Origin of the sequence: uncultured Maribacter sp., assembly GCF_947495965.1 — a bacterium.
Classification (GTDB): Bacteria; Bacteroidota; Bacteroidia; order Flavobacteriales; family Flavobacteriaceae; genus Maribacter_B.
Window position 1 is genome coordinate 692,814 of sequence record NZ_CANMBB010000001.1, and the last position, 19,735, is coordinate 712,548.

General features: G+C 31.8%; 16 protein-coding genes. 6 read left to right on the top strand and 10 right to left on the bottom strand.

The features are described from left to right. The 5 genes from Q0820_RS02815 to metG form a co-directional block, all read right to left on the bottom strand. The gene (locus Q0820_RS02815; RefSeq protein ID WP_298484894.1) at positions 1 to 2,118 is read right to left on the bottom strand and encodes a Tex family protein; all 2,118 of its coding nucleotides are present in this window, start codon (positions 2,116 to 2,118) and stop codon (positions 1 to 3) included. A gap of 83 nt (positions 2,119 to 2,201) precedes the next feature. Then, positions 2,202 to 2,903 carry an OmpA family protein gene (locus Q0820_RS02820; protein WP_298484896.1) on the bottom strand — a complete coding sequence of 234 codons (702 nt, stop codon included), beginning with the start codon at positions 2,901 to 2,903 and terminating at the stop codon, positions 2,202 to 2,204. An 18-nt stretch (positions 2,904 to 2,921) separates the two neighbouring features. After that, entirely contained in the window at positions 2,922 to 3,392 is a 471-nt protein-coding gene (locus Q0820_RS02825; RefSeq protein ID WP_298484898.1) for a lipocalin family protein, read from the bottom strand. 376 nt (positions 3,393 to 3,768) lie between these two features. Next, the gene (locus Q0820_RS02830; RefSeq protein ID WP_298484900.1) at positions 3,769 to 4,287 is read right to left on the bottom strand and encodes a ferritin; all 519 of its coding nucleotides are present in this window, start codon (positions 4,285 to 4,287) and stop codon (positions 3,769 to 3,771) included. 28 nt (positions 4,288 to 4,315) lie between these two features. Continuing rightward, a complete protein-coding gene (gene metG / locus Q0820_RS02835; protein WP_298484902.1) occupies positions 4,316 to 6,382 on the bottom strand; it encodes a methionine--tRNA ligase in 2,067 nt (688 codons plus the stop codon). Positions 6,383 to 6,561: 179 nt separating this feature from the next. Here metG and Q0820_RS02840 point away from each other — a divergent pair, with 179 nt between their 5' ends. Next, positions 6,562 to 6,723 carry a hypothetical protein gene (locus Q0820_RS02840; protein ID WP_298484904.1) on the top strand — a complete coding sequence of 54 codons (162 nt, stop codon included), beginning with the start codon at positions 6,562 to 6,564 and terminating at the stop codon, positions 6,721 to 6,723. Positions 6,724 to 6,779: 56 nt separating this feature from the next. Here the strand turns inward: Q0820_RS02840 and Q0820_RS02845 are convergent, their stop codons facing one another. Both Q0820_RS02845 and Q0820_RS02850 read right to left on the bottom strand, forming a co-directional pair. After that, complete coding sequence (locus Q0820_RS02845; RefSeq protein WP_298484906.1) at positions 6,780 to 8,519, bottom strand: DUF1501 domain-containing protein; 1,740 nt, start codon at positions 8,517 to 8,519, stop codon at positions 6,780 to 6,782. Between the two features lie 11 nt (positions 8,520 to 8,530). Next, positions 8,531 to 10,033 carry a DUF1800 domain-containing protein gene (locus Q0820_RS02850; RefSeq protein ID WP_298484908.1) on the bottom strand — a complete coding sequence of 501 codons (1,503 nt, stop codon included), beginning with the start codon at positions 10,031 to 10,033 and terminating at the stop codon, positions 8,531 to 8,533. Between the two features lie 180 nt (positions 10,034 to 10,213). On the opposite strand from Q0820_RS02850, the gene Q0820_RS02855 reads away from it, so the two are divergent. Both Q0820_RS02855 and Q0820_RS02860 read left to right on the top strand, forming a co-directional pair. Further along, entirely contained in the window at positions 10,214 to 10,573 is a 360-nt protein-coding gene (locus Q0820_RS02855; protein ID WP_298484910.1) for a YraN family protein, read from the top strand. Positions 10,574 to 10,628: 55 nt separating this feature from the next. Continuing rightward, positions 10,629 to 11,288 (top strand): aspartate kinase, encoded by a 660-nt coding sequence (locus Q0820_RS02860; protein ID WP_298484911.1) that lies wholly within the window; start codon positions 10,629 to 10,631, stop codon positions 11,286 to 11,288. Between the two features lie 56 nt (positions 11,289 to 11,344). Here Q0820_RS02860 and Q0820_RS02865 read toward each other — a convergent pair whose 3' ends face one another. Together Q0820_RS02865 and mfd are read right to left on the bottom strand one after the other, a co-directional pair. Then, positions 11,345 to 12,664, bottom strand: a complete 1,320-nt coding sequence (locus Q0820_RS02865) for a TlpA disulfide reductase family protein (RefSeq protein ID WP_298484913.1) — start codon at positions 12,662 to 12,664, stop codon at positions 11,345 to 11,347. Positions 12,665 to 12,727: 63 nt separating this feature from the next. Then, a complete protein-coding gene (mfd, locus tag Q0820_RS02870; protein WP_298484915.1) occupies positions 12,728 to 16,093 on the bottom strand; it encodes a transcription-repair coupling factor in 3,366 nt (1,121 codons plus the stop codon). Between the two features lie 139 nt (positions 16,094 to 16,232). On the opposite strand from mfd, the gene Q0820_RS02875 reads away from it, so the two are divergent. Next, entirely contained in the window at positions 16,233 to 16,652 is a 420-nt protein-coding gene (locus tag Q0820_RS02875; protein ID WP_298484917.1) for a TerB family tellurite resistance protein, read from the top strand. 67 nt (positions 16,653 to 16,719) lie between these two features. Here the strand turns inward: Q0820_RS02875 and fbp are convergent, their stop codons facing one another. Next, on the bottom strand, positions 16,720 to 17,727 hold the full coding sequence (fbp, locus tag Q0820_RS02880; protein ID WP_298484919.1) for a class 1 fructose-bisphosphatase: 1,008 nt from the start codon (positions 17,725 to 17,727) through the stop codon (positions 16,720 to 16,722). A gap of 191 nt (positions 17,728 to 17,918) precedes the next feature. On the opposite strand from fbp, the gene Q0820_RS02885 reads away from it, so the two are divergent. Both Q0820_RS02885 and Q0820_RS02890 read left to right on the top strand, forming a co-directional pair. Then, a complete protein-coding gene (locus Q0820_RS02885; protein WP_298484921.1) occupies positions 17,919 to 18,401 on the top strand; it encodes a GNAT family N-acetyltransferase in 483 nt (160 codons plus the stop codon). 34 nt (positions 18,402 to 18,435) lie between these two features. After that, complete coding sequence (locus Q0820_RS02890; protein WP_298484922.1) at positions 18,436 to 19,686, top strand: aspartate kinase; 1,251 nt, start codon at positions 18,436 to 18,438, stop codon at positions 19,684 to 19,686. The last annotated feature ends 49 nt before the right edge of the window (positions 19,687 to 19,735 follow it).

Here is a 19,735-nt window from a genome sequence, read left to right on the forward strand (position 1 = left end):
TTAGTTATGTAAAGCTAATTGAATACGTTTTCTTGGCACATCAACCTCCAAAACTTTTACAATAATTTGTTGCTGTAAACTTACATGTTCATTCACATCTTTTACAAAAGTATCTGCTAAATTAGAAACATGTATTAATCCACTTTCTTTTATTCCAACATCTACAAAACAACCAAAATTTGTAATATTATTTACTATTCCAGGCAAAAGTTGCCCCTCTCTTAAATCTGTTATAGATTTTATATTTTGATTAAATGTAAAAACCTTTGCCTTTTCTCGTAAATCTAATCCCGGTTTTTCTAATTCCTTAACAATATCTTTTAAAGTTAATACACCTACACTATCTGATGTATATTTACTAAGATCAATAGCATCTAACTCTTTTTTATCTCCAATAAGTTTTTCTATGGCAACTCCTCTATCTTTTGCCATTTTTTCGGCAATTGCATAACTTTCAGGATGTATGGCAGAATCATCTAATGGATTTTTAGCATTTTTTATTCTTAAAAAAGCCGCTCCTTGCTCAAAAGCCTTACCACCTAATCTTGGAACCTTTTTAATGGCTATTCTACTTTTAAAAGGACCATTTTCATTTCTATAAGTTACAATATTTTCTGCCAATTTAGGACCTATACCAGAAACGTAACTTAATAAAGAGGTGCTTGCAGTATTTATATTTACCCCAACAAAATTTACACAGCTTTCTACTACAGTATCTAAAGAGTTTTGCAATTTTGCTTGGTCTACATCATGCTGGTATTGCCCAACACCAATAGACTTTGCATCAATCTTTACTAGCTCTGCCAAGGGGTCTGCTAGCCTTCTACCAATAGATACAGCTCCTCTTACGGTAACATCATAATTAGGAAATTCTTCCCTTGCTATTTTTGAAGCAGAATAAATAGATGCTCCTGCTTCACTAACCACAAAAACTTCTATATCGTTTTTAAAATGAACTCTTTTAACTAAATGTTCTGTTTCTCTAGATGCTGTTCCATTTCCTATTGCAATTGCTTCTATTTTGTAGGCATCTGCTAGGGAACTAATTTTTTTTATAGCGCCTGCACTATCATTTTGCGGCGCATGCGGATAAATAGTTTCATTATGTTCTAAATCTCCTTGCGCACTTAAACACACTACCTTGCATCCTGTCCTAAACCCCGGATCTATAGCTAATATTCTTTTTTCACCTAACGGAGAGCCTAACAATAGCTGCTTAAGGTTTTTAGAAAAAACAGTTATCGCACCATCGTCTGCTTTTTCTTTAGCAAGTTTTAGTCTCTCATTGGACAACGAAGGATACAACAATCTTTTATAAGCGTCTTTTATTGCTATTGAAATTTGGGAGCTACAAGCATTATTGCTCTTAATAATACGGTCTTCAATTTTAGACAAAGCTCTTTCCGCATCTATCTCTATTTTTACACGAATAAAACCTTCGTTTTCAGCTCTTAAAATTGCTAATAATCTATGAGAAGGACACCTTCCCAAAGACTCACTCCAATCAAAATAATCGCGAAACTTTTGCGCTTTTTCATCGTCTTTTTTAGTTCCTATTACTTTAGTTGTTATTTGCGCAAATTTTTCTAACTGATGTCTTATTTGACTTCTAATGTCTGAACGCTCATTTATCCACTCTGCAATAATATGTCTTGCTCCTTCTAAAGCTTCGTCCTCATTTTTAATAGTATTATTTAAAAACTTACTAGCCTCAAATTCTATTTCATTATTACGTTGCGCCATGATTATTTTTGCCAAAGGCTCTAACCCATTCTTACGCGCAGTTTCTGCTTTTGTTTTTTTGTTTTTCTTATAAGGTAAATAAATATCTTCCAGAATTGTTAAATCTGGTGCTTTGGTAACTTTTTCTCTAAGGTCTAAGGTTAGTACCTCTTGCTCCTCTAACGCTTTAAGTATCGCTTTTTTTCGTTTCTCTAAAGCTTCAAATTGTGCTTTAAAAGTAACTATTTGCCCTATTTGAACCTCATCTAGATTACCTGTACGCTCTTTTCTATATCTAGAGATAAAAGGAACTGTACAATCTTCTTTTAATAGCTCTATAGTATTTTTAATTCCTTTTTCAGGAAGATTGGTGTGTTTACGTATATAATTTATCATAAAAAAAGCCTTATAAAATTTTTATAAGGCTTCTAATATATTTAACTCTTTTGAGTTAATCGAATTTTTTTAAGTATTAATAATTAATTTTCGTGAGATTGATTCTTAGCTTCTTCTATCATCTTTTCATTTGGCAATATAGCAACATTTACTCTTCTATTTTTTGCCCTTCCTTCTGAAGTAGTATTATCATTGGTTGGTTGGGTTTCTCCAAACCATTGGGTTGTAAATCTACTACTCAATAATCCTTTCCCTATTAAATACTTTGTTACTGCATTTGCTCTATTTTTGGACAGTGTCATATTATACTCATCAGAACCAGCACTATCCGTATGCCCTACCACTAATATTTTTGTGTCTTGATATTCCTTAAAAACACCTGCTAATTTATCTAAAGAATTTTGTGAGGCTGTATTAATATTAAACATATTAGTATTAAAAAAGACACCACTGTTTTCATCAAAAGTAATAACAATACCATTATCTACTCGCTCTACTTGTGCCCCTGGTATTTCCTCTTCTATTTTTTTAGCTTGTTTATCCATTTTGTTTCCTATAAGAACTCCGGCTCCTCCTCCAACAACACCTCCAATGACTGCTCCTAATTCTCCGTTTCCTCCTTTGCCTATATTATTACCCAAGATTGCGCCAATGATTGCGCCTCCGGTAGCTCCAATTACAGCTCCTTTTTGTTTGTTATTTGCATTTTGCACCGATTTACAATTTGTAAAACTAATCGATAATACCAATGCTAATCCTAGGGTAACTATTTTATTAATTTTCATAGATTTTAATTATGGGGGTTATTTTTTTGAAAAAATCATACTAATTGTAAATGGCTTACCATCTACTGTTAGTGTTTGCGTCCAAACCATATCAGACTCTGTCAATTGTGCAAGATTTAATCTAAAACCTACATTATTCTGACTTTTATTTTTAGAATCTGTTGGTTTTAAAAGAAAATTATACAAGCCAGTAGCTTCATCAATTTCTTTAATTGTAAATATAAAATTACGATTTCCGACAGCACAGTTAGACTTAGATATTGTATATACTCCAGTATTATTATTTGGAATAAATTGCCAAGAACTTCCTTCAAAACAATCCTTATCGGCATCGTTTAAAAGTGTTACATTATAAATGCCTGGTTCGCTATATGTAACTTGGTTTAAATTCCAATTTCCTTTGATTACTTTATGAGAAAGCCTCACTGTTTTAGAGGTTCCACAAGAAATTAAACTTATCGAAAATAAAAGAATTAATATATGTTTCATTTTTTTTAATATATACGTGAGAATAAATTGTTTAGACGTATCCAAAACGTATAAATTAAAATTGTATTGTAAGAATTTCCTCTAAAATTAAGGACATTGAAATTTAATGTTTTTAAATACCTGCAGAAATTCTTTTTTATTGAGTAATTTTAAGCTACTTTTTTAAGCAAATCAAAACAAGGGCATTTACCGCAACGCTTGCTTTCTGATTTCTTGTACTTATTGCAACATTTACTCTTTAGCTTGTTTGGTTTCATAGAAACCGTTTTTGCTAATCTTTTTATTGCTTTTTTATTTTTTCCCAAAACAACATTATTATTTGCTGATAACAAATATATATTATTTTAATTTAATCTAAATAAGTAATTGTAAAAAATTATTCTGGAGTATCCATAGATGCAGAGGTAACTGTTATTTGCTCTATATCTCTATCAAACAAATACAAACCACCTTTATCATCCCCAATAAGATTTATTTTATCTAAAACAGTACGTGCCATCGCCTCTTCTTCTATTTGTTCCGAAACATACCATTGTAAAAAGTTATGTGTAGCATAATCTCTTTCTTCTAAAGTAATATGCACCAAATCATTAATACTGCTAGAAACAAAAACTTCGTGTTCAAATAATTTTTCAAACATTTCTTTAAAAGAAGTAAATGTAACGTTTGGTGCCGCTAATTCTGAAATCTGCGCATGCCCTCCTCTTTCATTTACAAATTTTACTAATTTGAGCATATGATCACGTTCTTCTTGCGATTGATCATACATAAACCCTGCAACACCTTCTAATCCTTTAACCTCAGCCCAACAAGCCATTGCTAAATATATTTGGGAAGATTCTGCTTCTATTTTTATTTGTGCATTTAATGCTTTTTCTATTTTTTTGGATAACATATCTTTTCTTTTTTATAAAATTACAATTTTAATTTATTGTTTCTCCATTAGTAACGCCCTCTTCATCCGGATTTACAAAAACTAATTTTCCCTCTGTATTTTCGGTCATTAATATCATTCCCTCACTTTCTACTCCACGTAGTGCCCTTGGAGCTAAGTTAACCAATACCGTAACTTTTTTGCCAACTATTTCTTCTGGTTTAAAACTCTCTGCAATACCAGAAACAATGGTTCTAGTATCTAAACCTGTATCAACCTTTAAAACTAGCAACTTTTTAGCTTTTGGCATTTTTTCTGCCTCTATAATAGTCCCAACACGCATATCTAACTTAGAAAAATCTTCAAAAGTTATAGTGTCTTTTTGTGGTACTACTTCTTTGTTTGCGTTTTCATTAGCTTTCTTTGTTGCCTCTAACTTATCTAATTGTGCTTGTACTTCTTTATCTTCTATTTTTCTAAAGAGTAATTCTGCTTTATTTATTTTATGGTTAGAAACTAAAAGCACTTCTTTATCTGCTATATCATTCCAACTTAAAGCATCTAATTGTAAAATTCCTTTTAGTTTGGTAGATGTAAATGGTAAAAATGGTTCACTTAGTACCGCTAACCCTGCTGCTATTTGTAAGGCAACGTACATTATTGTTTTTACACGTTCCTCATCGGTTTTAATACGTTTCCAAGGTTCTTCATCTGCTAAGTATTTATTACCCAAACGTGCCAAGCTCATAAGCTCTTGCCCTGCTTCTCTAAAACGATACCTTTCTATAGAACTAGAAATAATTTCTGGATATTTTTTTACTTCTGCTAAAGCAGCTAAATCTACTTCTGTAAATTCTGCTGGCTCAGGAATTACACCATCATAATATTTATGTGTTAGTACAGCTACACGGTTTACAAAATTTCCGAAAATGGCTACCAATTCATTATTATTACGTGCCTGAAAGTCTTTCCAAGTAAAATCATTATCCTTAGTTTCTGGTGCATTTGCGGTTAATGTATAACGCAAAACATCTTGCATGTTTGGAAACTCTTCTAAATACTCATGCAACCAAACTGCCCAATTTTTAGAAGTGGAAAGTTTATTCCCTTCTAAATTTAAAAACTCATTTGCAGGAACGTTTTCTGGTAAAATATAACCGCCATGCGCTCTTAAAATTGCTGGGAAGATTATACAATGAAAAACAATATTATCCTTTCCTATAAAATGTACCATTTTGGTATCGTCAGATTTCCAATACGGTTCCCAATCTTTACCTTCACGTGCGGCCCATTCTTTAGTGGAGGAAATATATCCAATAGGAGCATCAAACCAAACATAAAGCACTTTTCCTTCTCCCCCTTCTACTGGTACTGGTATACCCCAATCTAAATCTCTAGTAACCGCTCTTGGTTTTAAACCATCATCTATCCAACTTTTACATTGTCCGTACACATTAGGCTTCCAATCTTTTTTGTGACCTTCTAAAATCCACTCTTTTAAAAAATCTTCATGCTTATCTAATGGTAAAAACCAATGTTTGGTTTCTTTTAAAGTTGGTACTGCTCCTGTTATGGTAGATTTAGGATTTATTAAATCGGTTGCATTTAAAGACGAACCACAATTTTCGCACTGGTCTCCATAGGCTTCTTCATGACCACATTTAGGGCAAGTACCAATAACAAAACGGTCTGCTAAAAATTGCTTTGCTTCTTCATCATATAATTGTGCCGTAGTTTCTTCTATAAACTCTCCTTTTTCATCTAAAGTTTTAAAAAACTCAGAAGCAGTTTTATGATGAATATCTGCCGATGTTCTGGAGTAATTATCAAAAGTAATCCCAAAATCTTGGAACGACTTTTTTATAATACCATTATACGTATCAATAACATCTTTTGGAGTAATACCTTCTTTTTTTGCTTTCATAGATATAGCAACTCCATGCTCATCACTACCACACACAAAAGCCACATCATTATTTGTTAATCTTAAATAACGCGCATAAATATCTGCTGGAACATATACTCCTGCCAAATGTCCAATGTGTATTGGCCCGTTAGTATATGGTAATGCTGCTGTAATTGTATATCTGGAAGGTTTATTTTGCTGTGTAGACATGTAAAAATTTAATTAAGCAACAAAAATACAGATTTTGAGGCTAGTTGTTAGCATTCTACAGTAAATGAAATTAGAAAACCATAGGAGTAGTAAACCAAAATGCGTCACTCATCGAAAAAGTATACGAAATTTAAAATATTTATGTTAAATTATAAGATAAATCTTACAAAAACTTAAACATGAGTATTGGAAACCCTAAAAAGTTTACCCTTGCTAAAGATATAGCAAAGGAAAATGAAAAAACTGACTCTAACATAACTAGAGTTCATAAAGACAAGAGCCACAAAATTAAAAAAGAGCTTACTTTTTCTACAAAAAATAACAAATCTAAGTTGGCATAAAAAAGCCTTCTAAATACCGAGGTACACAGAAGGCTAAGTACATAGTGGGGATATTTTTAAGCAACCATAACGGACTTGCTCATTTTTTTATTCTGTACATTTATTCTATAAATATATTTTCCGGTTGCTAGGTAATTTGGCAACATTTCTCTAATGTTTATCTCTGTAGAACCTTCAGACATTCTTTCACTATAAACCGTTCCAACATTTTGCCCCATTATATTATATAACTTAATATCTACAACTGCAGAAAAAGGCATTTCTATATGAATAAAAGGAGATCCTTGTGTTGGGTAATAAGGTTCATGAACAATTGCATTTAAAAGTTCTGGACTATATTCTGGATCCTCTTCTGAACCTGATTGCGTTGGTATCGTTGGCTCACTATCATCCATAGCTATATCTGGAAATACGGTTTCTGAATGGCATTGAAAACCTAAATCTACCGGAGTATAATTATATCCTGGCACATTGGTAGGATTCAGGTGCTGATTTACGGTTGTAGGATCTACACATAACCATTCTGCAAGAACTGTCCCGTATAAATCTCTAAAATCCATAGTATATTCTAAATTACCTCTGCCATCTGGGTTCTCTAACGTTGGGTGTTCCCCTACAAAAGCACTACCCTTTAAACCAGAACCAAAGAATAAGGTTGGAGCTGCTTTACCATGATCAGTACCATTAGAGCCATTCTCAAAAATTCTTCTTCCAAATTCAGAAAAAGTCATACTTAAAACTTTTTCATCTTGGCCTGTACATTTTAAATCTTCATAAAAATTATTAACGGCAACCGATAGGTTGGTCATTAATCTTTCATGTGCTAATGGTTGGTTCCCATGGGTATCAAAACCACCCATAGAAATCATATAAACTTTAGTTCCTAAGTTTCCTTTTATTAGTTTTGCTAAAAGCTCTAATTGCCTTGCAAAAGAATTATCTTGGTATTCTACACATTGTAAATCATGACCTCTTAAATACGCTTCATGTATTGTTCCAGCATACTCATTGGTAACATTAGAAACACCTCTTAAAAAGCGTAACTGATCGCCATACATACAATCATCAAAAAGTGCCTGATCTACTGGATATTGCACTCCTGTTTCTGCAATTTGTTGTAATTGGTCTACATTATTAGTTACGAAAGCATAATTAGTTTCTTCTCCTTCAAATACTAAATTACCATAACTTCCAATTTGTATTGCCGCAGGACCATCTGGCCTACTGCCTTCGAAGTCTGATAAATAATCTGGATATAAATTTTCAAAATGCCTACCTAGCCAGCCCGTATTAGTTCCACTAAAACCTGTTGTAGCTAAATCTGTATTTGCAAAAATATCGGACCCTGTAAAATGAGAAAGGCTTTGCCCCTCATACCCTACACCGTGGACTGCTTTAAATTGACCTTCTCCCCACATAGGCTCTAAAGAACTCATATAAGAGGGTACACCAAACTCATCGGTAAGTTTTAATATTTTACTTTCTGGTATATAAATATTTGGTCTCGCATTTGCATAAGCATCATACTGATTTATTGGTATAACAGTACTAAGTCCGTCATTACCGCCAGATAATCGTATTAATATTAAAATATTATCGGTTTCTACATCTGCTAATGCATTTGTTAAACGAGATGGGGCGGATGCTGATAAAAGATTTGAACCAAGCATCATACTTCCAGAACCCGCAATTCCTAGTGTTTGTAAAAAAGAACGGCGACTCCAAGTTGCATGTTCTTCATTATGTCCTTTATGTTCTTTTCCTTTATGGGGAGAATTATCATGAGTATCGCACATAGTTGTAGGTTTTATTTTAATTGAAATTCTGGTTGCCTTCCTAGATGTTGTAATAAAAGATATACTTGGGTTGGTGTATTTTCTAAATTCATATTCCAACCAAAGTTGTTAGGGTCGGGACTATCTTCATAAACACCATTATCTTCATAAGGCCCTCTAAAAATTCCTATCGCAGTATCGTAATCTGCTTGGGTTAAAAGACCTTTAGGTAATATTTTATCTACTATTGCAGTAGCAACCGCTGCGGGATCATTGGTTGTGATACCCCCTGGATCTGCCGCTTGTATTCCAAATTCCTTAAATTGTTCTGGGTTACTATCATAAAATCCAAGAAGAATTGTTTCTATAGTTAACCAACGACCAATCATAAAATTGGTGTTGATCCAAGAACGGTCTCTTTGCCAACCAGCAACATCAAAAGGCTCAAATAATGTTTGCCCTAATAAAGAGCTATAATTAACCGCCTCACTTACATTTGTATCTGTAATCGTAAAATTTGTTTCTTTAAAAAGGTTAAAATAAAGATCAAAAGGGCTTTTAATAATTACCCCTACTGCCTCATCATCAAAAAAGTGTTGGCTTTTAAATAACTGGCGCAATACTGGAGCTATCTCAAAATTATTTGTGATAAAAACTGTTGCCATACCGTCTATAATGGTTTGGGCATTATTAGCCGCATCTCTAGAATCTGGGTGTACAAAAAATTCGTATAATTTTCTGCAAATAAATTCTGCTATTTCATTGGAGCGTTGTGCAAAAAGATTATCTATTACACCTTGGTAATCAAATGTATCTGTTTGTCCAAAAATAGTTTTAGTACCAGCATCGTGTTTTGTAGGATCAAATTGCACAGGTTCACAACCTAACTCTCCTCTCTCTACATAACCTGTTAGTGCACGAGCAGTCTCAATAATATCTTCTTCTGTATAATTATTACCTTCTCCTAAAGTAAAAAGTTCATAAAGCTCTCTTGCATAATTCTCATTAGGATTATTACCATTGTTAAATACACCATCTAAGTAATATAACATAGCATTTGTTAACCCTATTTCTTCTACAAAGGTTTTAAAATTACCCAAAGCATTTCTTTGCAAGCAATTTGTATAATGGTATAAGAAAGAATTACATTCGTATATATCAATCTCAGTTACAAAGTGGTTACTCCAAAAGAAACTCATTCTTTCTTTTAGATTATTATCTAGCATATCATTTGAATATGCTAATCTCCATTCTTGTCTTTGTGAATTTTGTAATTGACGAGCTGCATCATCATCTGCAGGGTAGTTACTGTTATTCCAATCTGCCCAAGTTGGCGCTGTAGTAGGAGCCGTATTAAGGGCTTGATCTACTAGTGCATCTACCAAATTACTTGCAGATTGTGTTGTTGCAGTATTAATAGTATCTATAGAAGCGCTGAATCCAAGTCTTCTATATAGGTGTGCTGCTTTTTGGTAATCTATAGGACCAGTATAAACAGCAAATGAAGAAGTATTACAATTAATGAAATATTCCATAGCGATTTAGGCATTAGTATTTTAGTTCTTAGAGTTGGGGCTCTGTAATAACGCAGCAAAATCATGGATAGTATTACAATCCATTTTTTTGAACATTATTTTCGAAAATACAATGTTTTATCATTAAAAACGTTGAACTCCTTATATTTTCGATGAACTACGCAATTAACGCTTGTTTTTATGGCAAAACACAATGAATTTGGTAAAAAGGGGGAGCAATTAGCTGTAGATTTTTTACTAAAAAAAGGGTATTCTATCCTTGAAAAAAATTACAGGTATTTAAAAGCAGAGGTAGATATTATTGCTCAAAAAGGAGAAATATTAGCTATTGTAGAAGTACGCTCTAGAAGTACCAACTTTATTGAAAACATTGCAGATACTGTCACCAAAAAGAAAATGCAACTACAAATAATTGCCGCAGATTATTATGTTACAGATTTAGACTTAGATGTAGAGGTACAGTTTGATATTATTACAATTCGTAAGAATAAAACGGAATATTTAATAAATCATATAGAAAATGCATATTATCATTTCTGACAATTTGTTTTATTTATAACAGTTTGTTATATTTGCACAACAACACCACGACCAAATGAAAACAATCTCTTCTGTAGTAGAACAGTACATTAAGAAAAAACCATTCTTACAAAGCGCTCTAGCGCAAGGTATTATTAACTTAACTTCCCTTTCTAGAATAGTAAAACCAGAAATTGAGGAAGAATTAGGTAAAGACATTCGTAATGGAGCTATAGTTATGGCACTTAAACGTTTATCTGATGATTTAGAATTTAGAGCAACCCATAAAATTATAAAAGTCCTAAAAAATATAGGTGAAATTACGGTACGTTCTTCATTAACAGATTATACTTTTTTAGCATCGGATACAATTTTAAGGCAACAAGCTAAACTTTTAGAAGAGATTAACGCTAACCAAGATGTTTTTTATACTTCTTCTAGAGGTGTAAACGAAATTAATATTGTGATTAGCAATTTAATGGATAGCGTAGTTGAGAACCTATTTGTTGGTGAAAAGTGTACCCAAAAAGCACAAGATTTATCTTCTATAACAGTAAAGTTACCTGCAGAAAATGTTTCTGTTCCTGGTATTTATTACTTTATTTTTCAGCGTTTAGCATGGGAAGGTATTGTTTTGTATGAAGTAATATCTACTACTAATGAATTTACTATTCTGGTTGATGATGCCCAAGTAGATATTGCCTTTAAAACTATTAAAGATTTAAAAACCTTATAAGCTAGTAATTCTAGATAATTGTTATTTAAATACCTCGTGGACTAACCCCCTCGAGGTTATTTATTTAAGTATTCTATAACCTGCTTATCATCTTCTGGCTTGGCAATAAACCTCTTATTACTATCTAATATAAAGTATGTAGGAGTTTGGTTTACTGCATAGAGTTTTGCATAATCGCTTTCCCATTTACCTAATGCAATAGCATGTTTAAAATTAGGAAACTTAGCTTTTTCCACATCCCAACTAATAGTATCCTCTTCCATGCCAACTGCAATTACAGTAATATCTGGATACTTTTTAAGTTCTTTATGCAATGCTGGTAATTCCTTTATGCAATGCGAACATGTACTACTCCAAAAAACTAAAACATAATTTTTACTACCCTCTAGTGTATTTAAAGTCTGTACGTTATTTCCCTCTTTCCAACTAATTTTTGGTGCAACAGCTCCTATTCTTAATCTATTATGTAGTTGGATCTCTTGAACAATATCTTTTTTTCCTAAATCTTGTGCTAACTTTTTTAAATAGGTAATAAATACATAATCTGAAGTAGCGTTAAATTGGCTTGCAGCCGCTTGCGCCCATATTGTATAAAACAAATGTAATCTATAATTAGAATCTACATTTTTAGTTTCTAAATTAACTTTGTCTACATTATTTTGCATTATTTTTTCTGTACCCTCTTTTGTCATTTGTTCTAAAGGCAAAGCAGTAAACACGTAGTTAAGAGTCTTATCTGTTAAAAAACCCGAAGCTTGTAATGTAGTATTTGTAAAATCTAAACCATTAAAGTAATTTTTTTTCTTTTCAGAAATAAAAGCAAAAACATCTACATAACTTTCAGGCAAGTGTAACCTATTTGCTTTTATAAACGTATTTGCCATTAACCCTTCAGAAGAAGTTTCAAAAGCAGTTTGGGTCTTTTTTAATTTTTTTATAAGAGTATTATATTTTTTTTCAATTGTACTTCCAGAGGAATAAAATTCAATTATCTTGGCCTCTATAGCACTTACCTCATTAAAGTAACTATTAAAAATAATATTCTCTTTAGATTCTAAAAACGATACTCCGTTTTCTGTTGTAAATTGTAGTTTAATATCTTCTTCTCCATTATAAACTACATCAAAATAAAACTCTTCTTGTGGAACAGCATAAACTAACCTGTACATTCCCTTTGGAGAATTTTCTGGAATGTTTAAACTAAATTCCCCTTTCTTAATTGCTGTGTCAGCCACATAAACTTGCGTTCCAGGCTTTAATCTATACGCAATTATCCAACTATAGTCTTTTGCTGGCATAAAGGTTCCAGAAATAGTATGTTGTGCAAAAACAAAAGCACTAAAAAATAATAATAAACCTAGGATAATTTTTTTCATAACATTACTCTTTTCAGGATATGGTGCTAATTATATTTCAAAAATGATACCATAAAGATGATACTATTTAATTTTTAAAGGTTGTAAAACTTTTAATGCTTTTTCTACCGTATTTATATTCTCAAAAACCAACAATAGACGGAGTCCATTTCTTGTTTGTTTTTCTTTCATTTTACATACTTTTGAGTTTGCTTGTACAAACTGCAATACTCCAGTAAACACTGGACTTTGGTAAAAATCGGACTGTTGGTCTGCAATAAAATACCCAATAAGTTTTTTCTGTTTCATTACAATTTTCTCTAACCCTATTTGGTTAGCAATCCATTTTATACGAACAGAATTTAATAAATCTACCGCAGGTGTTGGCAACTCTCCAAAACGGTCTACCAATTCTTTCTCAAATTTCACCAATTCTTCTTCCTCTTTAAGAGTATTTAAATTAGTATATAATGTAAGACGCTCTGTAATATTGTTTATATAATCATCTGGGAAAAGAAGCTCAAAATCCGAATCTATTTGCGTTTCTTTTACATATATTTTCTCTTGGGCACCTTCTACCTCTTCGTATAAATCTTTAAATTCATTTTCTTTTAACTCGCTAATAGCCTCAGAAAGAATTTTTTGATACGCATCAAATCCAATTTCATTTATAAAGCCACTCTGCTCCCCTCCAAGAATATCTCCTGCACCACGAATTTCTAAATCTTTCATAGCGATATTAAATCCGCTACCTAATTCTGTAAATTGCTCTAAGGCTTGTATTCTTTTACGAGCATCATTTGTCATTACTTCATAAGGCGGAGTTATAAAATAACAAAAGGCTTTTTTGTTACTACGGCCAACACGCCCTCGCATTTGATGTAAATCGCTCAATCCAAAATTATTCGCGTTATTTATAAAAATGGTATTTGCATTAGTTACATCTAAACCACTTTCTATAATAGTAGTAGACACTAAAACATCAAACTCACCATTCATAAAAGAAATCATGAGTGCTTCTAATTTTTTTCCATCCATTTGCCCATGCCCAACTGCTATTTTAGCATCTGGTACTAAGCGTTGAATCATACCTGCTACTTCTTTAATATTCTCTATCCTATTATGAATAAAAAAGGATTGCCCGCCTCTTTGTATTTCATAAGAAATAGCATCTCTAATAGTTTCTTCTGAAAAACGAATTACTTCACTCTCTATAGGATACCTGTTTGGTGGCGCTGTATTTATTTGTGATAGATCTCTTGCCGCCATTAAACTAAACTGTAATGTTCTTGGAATAGGCGTTGCCGTTAAGGTTAAAACATCTACATTTTCTTTAATAGATTTTAATTTATCTTTTACAGATACACCAAACTTTTGCTCCTCATCTACTATAAGTAATCCTAAGTCTTTAAACTTTACATTCTTATTTACTAGTTGGTGTGTTCCAATAATAATATCTACCCTACCTGCTTCTAAATTTTCTAATGTTAATTTTCTTTCTTTAGCGGTTTTAAACCTATTAAGATAATCTACCGTTACCGGCATTTCTTTTAAACGCTCTGAAAAGGAACGTGCATGCTGAAAAGCTAATATTGTTGTTGGCACTAATACTGCTACTTGTTTGCCATTATCTACTGCTTTAAAAGCAGCTCTTATAGCTACTTCCGTTTTTCCAAAACCAACATCGCCACAAACCAAACGATCCATTGGCCGTTCGCTTTCCATGTCTTTTTTAATATCTTCAGTAGCTTTACTTTGGTCTGGGGTGTCTTCGTAGATAAAAGAGGCTTCTAACTCATGTTGTAAATAACTATCTGGAGCATATTGAAAACCTTTTTCTAACCTTCTTTTTGCATATACTTTAATAAGATCAAAAGCTATTTTCTTAACTCTAGATTTAGTTTTTTGCTTTAATTTTTTCCAAGCTGCAGAACCCAACTTAAACACCTTTGGAGGAGTACCGTCTTTACCTGTAAACTTAGAAATTTTATGTAGAGAATGTATACTAACATAAAGTATGTCTCTTTCCCCATACATTAATTTTATAGCCTCTTGTTTTTTTCCTTCTACATCTATTTTTTGTAATCCTCCAAACTTTCCAATTCCATGATCTATATGGGTTACATAATCTCCAACATCAAGCTTTGTTAATTCTTTTAATGTAATTGCCTGTTTCTTTGCATACCCATTTTTTAAATGAAACTTATGGTAACGCTCAAAAATTTGGTGGTCTGTATAACATGTAATTTTTAGGTTCTCATTTATAAACCCTTGGTGTAAAGAAAAAACTATAGTTTTATAATGAACCTGCTCTTCCGCCTCATCAAAAATATCGTGAAAACGTTGCGCTTGCTGGTCTGTAGCGCAAAAAATATAATTTGTATACCCTTTAGTATTGTTCTCGTTTAATTCCTGAATTAATAAATCGAACTTTTTATTAAATGAGGGTTGCGGTTTTGTTTTATACACTATTTCCTCGGTAGGTATTGTTGCAACCTTTGCTAAAGCAGATGCATTTTTTCCGGAGGTTATAATTCTAAAAGCTCCTAGTTGTTTTTTTAATAATGTAGCATTAACAAAAAGCTCTAAGGGTTCCACATGCTTTATATCCTCAGACAATTTTGAAAATGCAGTAATTGCTTTTGCAAAAAAAGTATCTAATGTATCTAATACAAAATCTATGTTTTTTATATATACTACAGTATCCTTTGCTATATATTTTAAAAAACTTTCTCTAGTTTCATTTAATAGTTTGTTTTCTACATTTGGTATAATAGTTATTTTAGAAATCTTTTCTAAAGAAAGTTGTGTTTCCACATCAAACGTTCTAATACTATCTACCTCATCTCCAAAAAATTCTATCCTATAGGGGCGGTCGTGAGAAAATGAAAATACATCTACAATTCCGCCACGAACAGAAAACTCACCAGGTTCCGTTACAAAGTCTACTCTTTTAAATTTATATTCAAACAAAACCTCGTTTAAAAAATCTAAGGTCAGTATATCATCAACCTTTATTTTTAATGTGTTTTTTTCTAACTCTTTTCTTGTTACTACTTTTTCAAAAATAGCATCTGGGTAGGTAACTATTACCGCCGGTTTTTTTCTGGAATTTATCCTGTTTAAAACTTCAGCTCTTAAAAGAACATTTGCATTATCGGTTTCTTCTATCTGGTATGGTCTACGATAACTTCCTGGGTAAAAAAGAACATCATTATCTCCAACAAACTGTTCTAAGTCATTTAAATAATAAGCAGCTTCTTCTTTATCATTAAAAATTAATAGGAAAGGACTTTCTGCTTTCTTAAAAGCATCTGCTAAAATAAAAGATAATGCAGAGCCTGTAGTTCCTGTTAATGCAATATTTTTTTGAGATTGGGCAATAGTTTTTTGCAGTTTCTGCGATTGCGGAGACTGTGCAAAACCTTGTTGAATAATAGAATAGGTCAACGGTATAAATTTGTACAAATATAACTTCTACTTATAGGGTGTACAAAAAGGAATCTTCTTTTTTTTACACTAAAAAATAATTGCAATATAAATAGTTATTATAAAAATTTATATTTGTGCTCTTAAACAATAAAAAAATATGTCATTTAAAGATTTATACGGTAATAGCGAACACAGAAGCAATTTAGCACATTTTGCTGCTATGGCCACTTTAGCTGCATCGGACGGAGTAATTTCTGAACAAGAAAAAACTTTATTAGATCGTTTTGCTAATAAACTTGATATTTCGGAAGAAGAATACAAAGAGGTTATGAAACCTACTAATAAGTATCCTATTGAACCTCCTGTAAATTCTGAAAAAAGATTAGAGCGTTTGTATGATTTATTTAGAATAATATTCTCTGATCATTTTATAGATAACGAAGAAATGGTTCTATTAAAGAAGTATGCTATTGGTCTTGGTTATTCTTCAGAAAAAGCTAATAAATTAATAGAGCGTTCTATTGCAATTTTTAGCGGAAGAATAGATTTTGAAGACTACCAGTCTTTATTAAAATAACACTATAATTATTACTATCTTAATAGTAATAATTAAAAAAGCGGTCTATTTTAGACCGCTTTTTTAATTATGCATTTTTTGCCATAAACTCATGGAGTTTTTCAACCATGTTTTTACTTCCACAGAAAAAAGGAACTCTTTGGTGCAGCTCTGTAGGTTCTATTTCTAATATTCTACCAAAACCATCACTTGCAATACCATTAGCTTGTTCTGCTAAATATGCCATAGGGTTACACTCATACAACAAACGTAGTTTACCATTCTCTGCAATACTACTTTTTGGATACATGTAAATACCTCCTTTAATCATGTTTCTATGAAAATCTGAAACTAAAGAACCTATATATCTTGAAGTATACGGTCTATCCCCTTCTTCTTTTTGACAATATTTTATATAATCTTTTACGCCTTGCAAAAAATGAACATAGTTACCTTCGTTTACAGAATATATTTTACCATCTTCAGGGAACTGCATATTAGGGTGCGAAAGATAAAAAGTACCTAATGCAGGGTTTAATGTAAACCCATTAACTCCATCTCCAGTGCTATATACTAACATTGTAGAAGTACCGTAAACAATATATCCTGCAGCAACTTGCTCACTCCCTTTTTGTAAAAAATCTTTCATTTCTACTGGAGTACCAACAGGAGTTACTCTTCTATATATTGAAAAAATAGTACCTACAGATACATTTACATCTATATTGGAAGACCCATCTAAAGGGTCTATTAATACTACATATTTATTTTGATGATTCTTATCATTACTATTTATAGAAATAAAATCGTCTTCTTCTTCTGACGCAATTCCACAAACAATTTCTCTATTCTTTAGTGTTTGAATAAATTTTTCATTTGCAAGGACATCTAGTTTTTGCTGACTTTCCCCTTGTATATTAGTGTCTCCTGCATCTCCAAGAATATCTACTAAGCCGGCTTTATTAACTTCATGATTAACAACTTTAGCTGCCAATCTAAGCGCATTAATAAGTTTTGATAATTCTCCAGATGAGTATTGAAAAGAGGATTGATTTTCAATAATAAACTCTCCTAATGTTTTGTTTTTCTTAAGCATTATTATGATTGTGTTTATTTTGATTACAAATATCGCATATTTTGTGATACTATAACGTTTTCGAATGTTTTTGATTTTTAAATTTATAACTATGTGTTATATTTGTAACATGATAGTTTTTCCTTCTAAATAAATAAAGGTTAAACGCCTTATTTATAACCAAATTGTTTTTTGGAATAAAAAAATGACCTATGGATTTTATTATTAGAAATAGCGAAAAAAAGGATATGCCTCAAGTTTTAAGTTTAATTAATGAACTAGCTGTTTTTGAAAAAGAGGAAGATGCTGTAGAAGTAACTGTAGAGCAATTAGAAAAAGATGGTTTTGGAGAAAACCCACTATTTCATTGTTTTGTTGCAGAAAGTGATTCTAAAATTGTAGGTATGGCCTTAGTATACTCAAGATATTCTACTTGGAAAGGTCCTGTTATACATTTAGAAGACCTTATTGTTACTGAAGAATACAGAGGAACAGGATTAGGTTCCTCCTTATTAACCTCTGTAGTTAAACATGGTAAAAAATTAAATGTAAAAAGAATTAGTTGGGAAGTAATTGATTGGAATGAACCTGCAATATCTTTTTATGAGTCTAAAGGGGCAAATGTAATGAGAGACTGGGATGTAGTACAATTAGATGCGCAAGGAATAGAAGACTATTTAAAAAATAATAACTAAAATAAACCCTACTCGGGGTATAAAATTAAGCTTAATGAGAGTTTTTAAATTTGGAGGAGCATCTGTAAAAGATGCCAATGGTGTAAAAAATGTTGTAAAAGTATTACAAGAAGTAGGTTACAAGAATACCCTAGTAGTTGTTTCTGCTATGGGAAAAACCACCAATGGCATGGAAGCCATTGTTGGGGCATATTTTAATGACAAAAACAACTTACCTTCTAATATACAAGAAGTTATAGATTATCATGCTGTTATTTTACATGATTTATTTCCAAATAAAGAACATGAGGTTTATAAAAGGGTTAAAGTTTTATTTGATGAAGTTCAAGGCTTTTTAACCTGGAATAAATCTCCAAACTATAATTTTGTATATGATCAAGTTGTAGGTTATGGTGAATTAATATCTACCAGTATCATAAGTGCCTATTTAAATGAAATTGGCATGCAAAATAACTGGTTAGATGTTCGTAGCTTAATAAAGACCAATAACATATACAGAGACACGACTGTTAATTGGGAAAAAACGCAAGAGCAAATAAACCAAACTGTAAATAAAAAAGTTCTTAATATTACCCAAGGATTTTTAGGTAGTGATGACAACAATTTTACAACTACTTTGGGACGCGAAGGTTCTGATTATACTGCTGCAATACTTGCTTATTGTTTAAACGCAGAATCTGTAACTATTTGGAAAGATGTACCTGGTGTTTTAAATGCAGACCCTAGATATTTTAAAGAAACACAATTACTAAATAAAATATCTTATAAAGAAGCAATAGAACTTGCCTTTTACGGTGCTTCTGTAATACACCCAAAAACATTACAACCACTACAACGTAAAGAAATACCACTACTTGTAAAATCTTTCATTAATCCAAAAAATGATGGAACTACCGTAGGAAAAGGAAATGGTATTGAGCCTAAAGTACCTTGTTTTATTGTTAAAAAAGACCAAGTTTTAATGAAACTTTCTTCCTTAGATTTCTCATTTATTGTAGAAGATAATATTAGTGAGTTATTTAAACTTTTTCATGAGTATAAAATGAAGGTAGACCTAATTCAAAACTCTGCTATTAGTTTTTCTGTATGTGTAGACAATAGGTTTGGTCGTTTGGAAGAGTTATTAAACACTTTAAAAAGTCGTTTTAAAGTAGCGCATCAAGAAGGAGTTTCTTTATATACAATTCGTCATTTTAATTCCGAGGCTTTAGCATCTTTACAAAATGGGCATGAAGTTTTATTAGAACAACGTGCAAAAGAAACTGTGCAGTTAGTTGTAAAATAAAAACTTCCAAAATATAAAAAGGAATTGCTTAACGCTGGTTTTTGCTATA

Bases quoted from the DNA above. Each gene is read 5' to 3' on its own strand.
- Q0820_RS02815 (WP_298484894.1), bottom strand. From the start codon at position 2,118: ATGATAAATTATATACGTAAACACACCAATCTTCCTGAAAAAGGAATT.
- Q0820_RS02820 (WP_298484896.1), bottom strand. From the start codon at position 2,903: ATGAAAATTAATAAAATAGTTACCCTAGGATTAGCATTGGTATTATCG.
- Q0820_RS02825 (WP_298484898.1), bottom strand. From the start codon at position 3,392: ATGAAACATATATTAATTCTTTTATTTTCGATAAGTTTAATTTCTTGT.
- Q0820_RS02830 (WP_298484900.1), bottom strand. From the start codon at position 4,287: ATGTTATCCAAAAAAATAGAAAAAGCATTAAATGCACAAATAAAAATA.
- metG (WP_298484902.1), bottom strand. From the start codon at position 6,382: ATGTCTACACAGCAAAATAAACCTTCCAGATATACAATTACAGCAGCA.
- Q0820_RS02840 (WP_298484904.1), top strand. From the start codon at position 6,562: ATGAGTATTGGAAACCCTAAAAAGTTTACCCTTGCTAAAGATATAGCA.
- Q0820_RS02845 (WP_298484906.1), bottom strand. From the start codon at position 8,519: ATGTGCGATACTCATGATAATTCTCCCCATAAAGGAAAAGAACATAAA.
- Q0820_RS02850 (WP_298484908.1), bottom strand. From the start codon at position 10,033: ATGGAATATTTCATTAATTGTAATACTTCTTCATTTGCTGTTTATACT.
- Q0820_RS02855 (WP_298484910.1), top strand. From the start codon at position 10,214: ATGGCAAAACACAATGAATTTGGTAAAAAGGGGGAGCAATTAGCTGTA.
- Q0820_RS02860 (WP_298484911.1), top strand. From the start codon at position 10,629: ATGAAAACAATCTCTTCTGTAGTAGAACAGTACATTAAGAAAAAACCA.
- Q0820_RS02865 (WP_298484913.1), bottom strand. From the start codon at position 12,664: ATGAAAAAAATTATCCTAGGTTTATTATTATTTTTTAGTGCTTTTGTT.
- Q0820_RS02875 (WP_298484917.1), top strand. From the start codon at position 16,233: ATGTCATTTAAAGATTTATACGGTAATAGCGAACACAGAAGCAATTTA.
- fbp (WP_298484919.1), bottom strand. From the start codon at position 17,727: ATGCTTAAGAAAAACAAAACATTAGGAGAGTTTATTATTGAAAATCAA.
- Q0820_RS02885 (WP_298484921.1), top strand. From the start codon at position 17,919: ATGGATTTTATTATTAGAAATAGCGAAAAAAAGGATATGCCTCAAGTT.
- Q0820_RS02890 (WP_298484922.1), top strand. From the start codon at position 18,436: ATGAGAGTTTTTAAATTTGGAGGAGCATCTGTAAAAGATGCCAATGGT.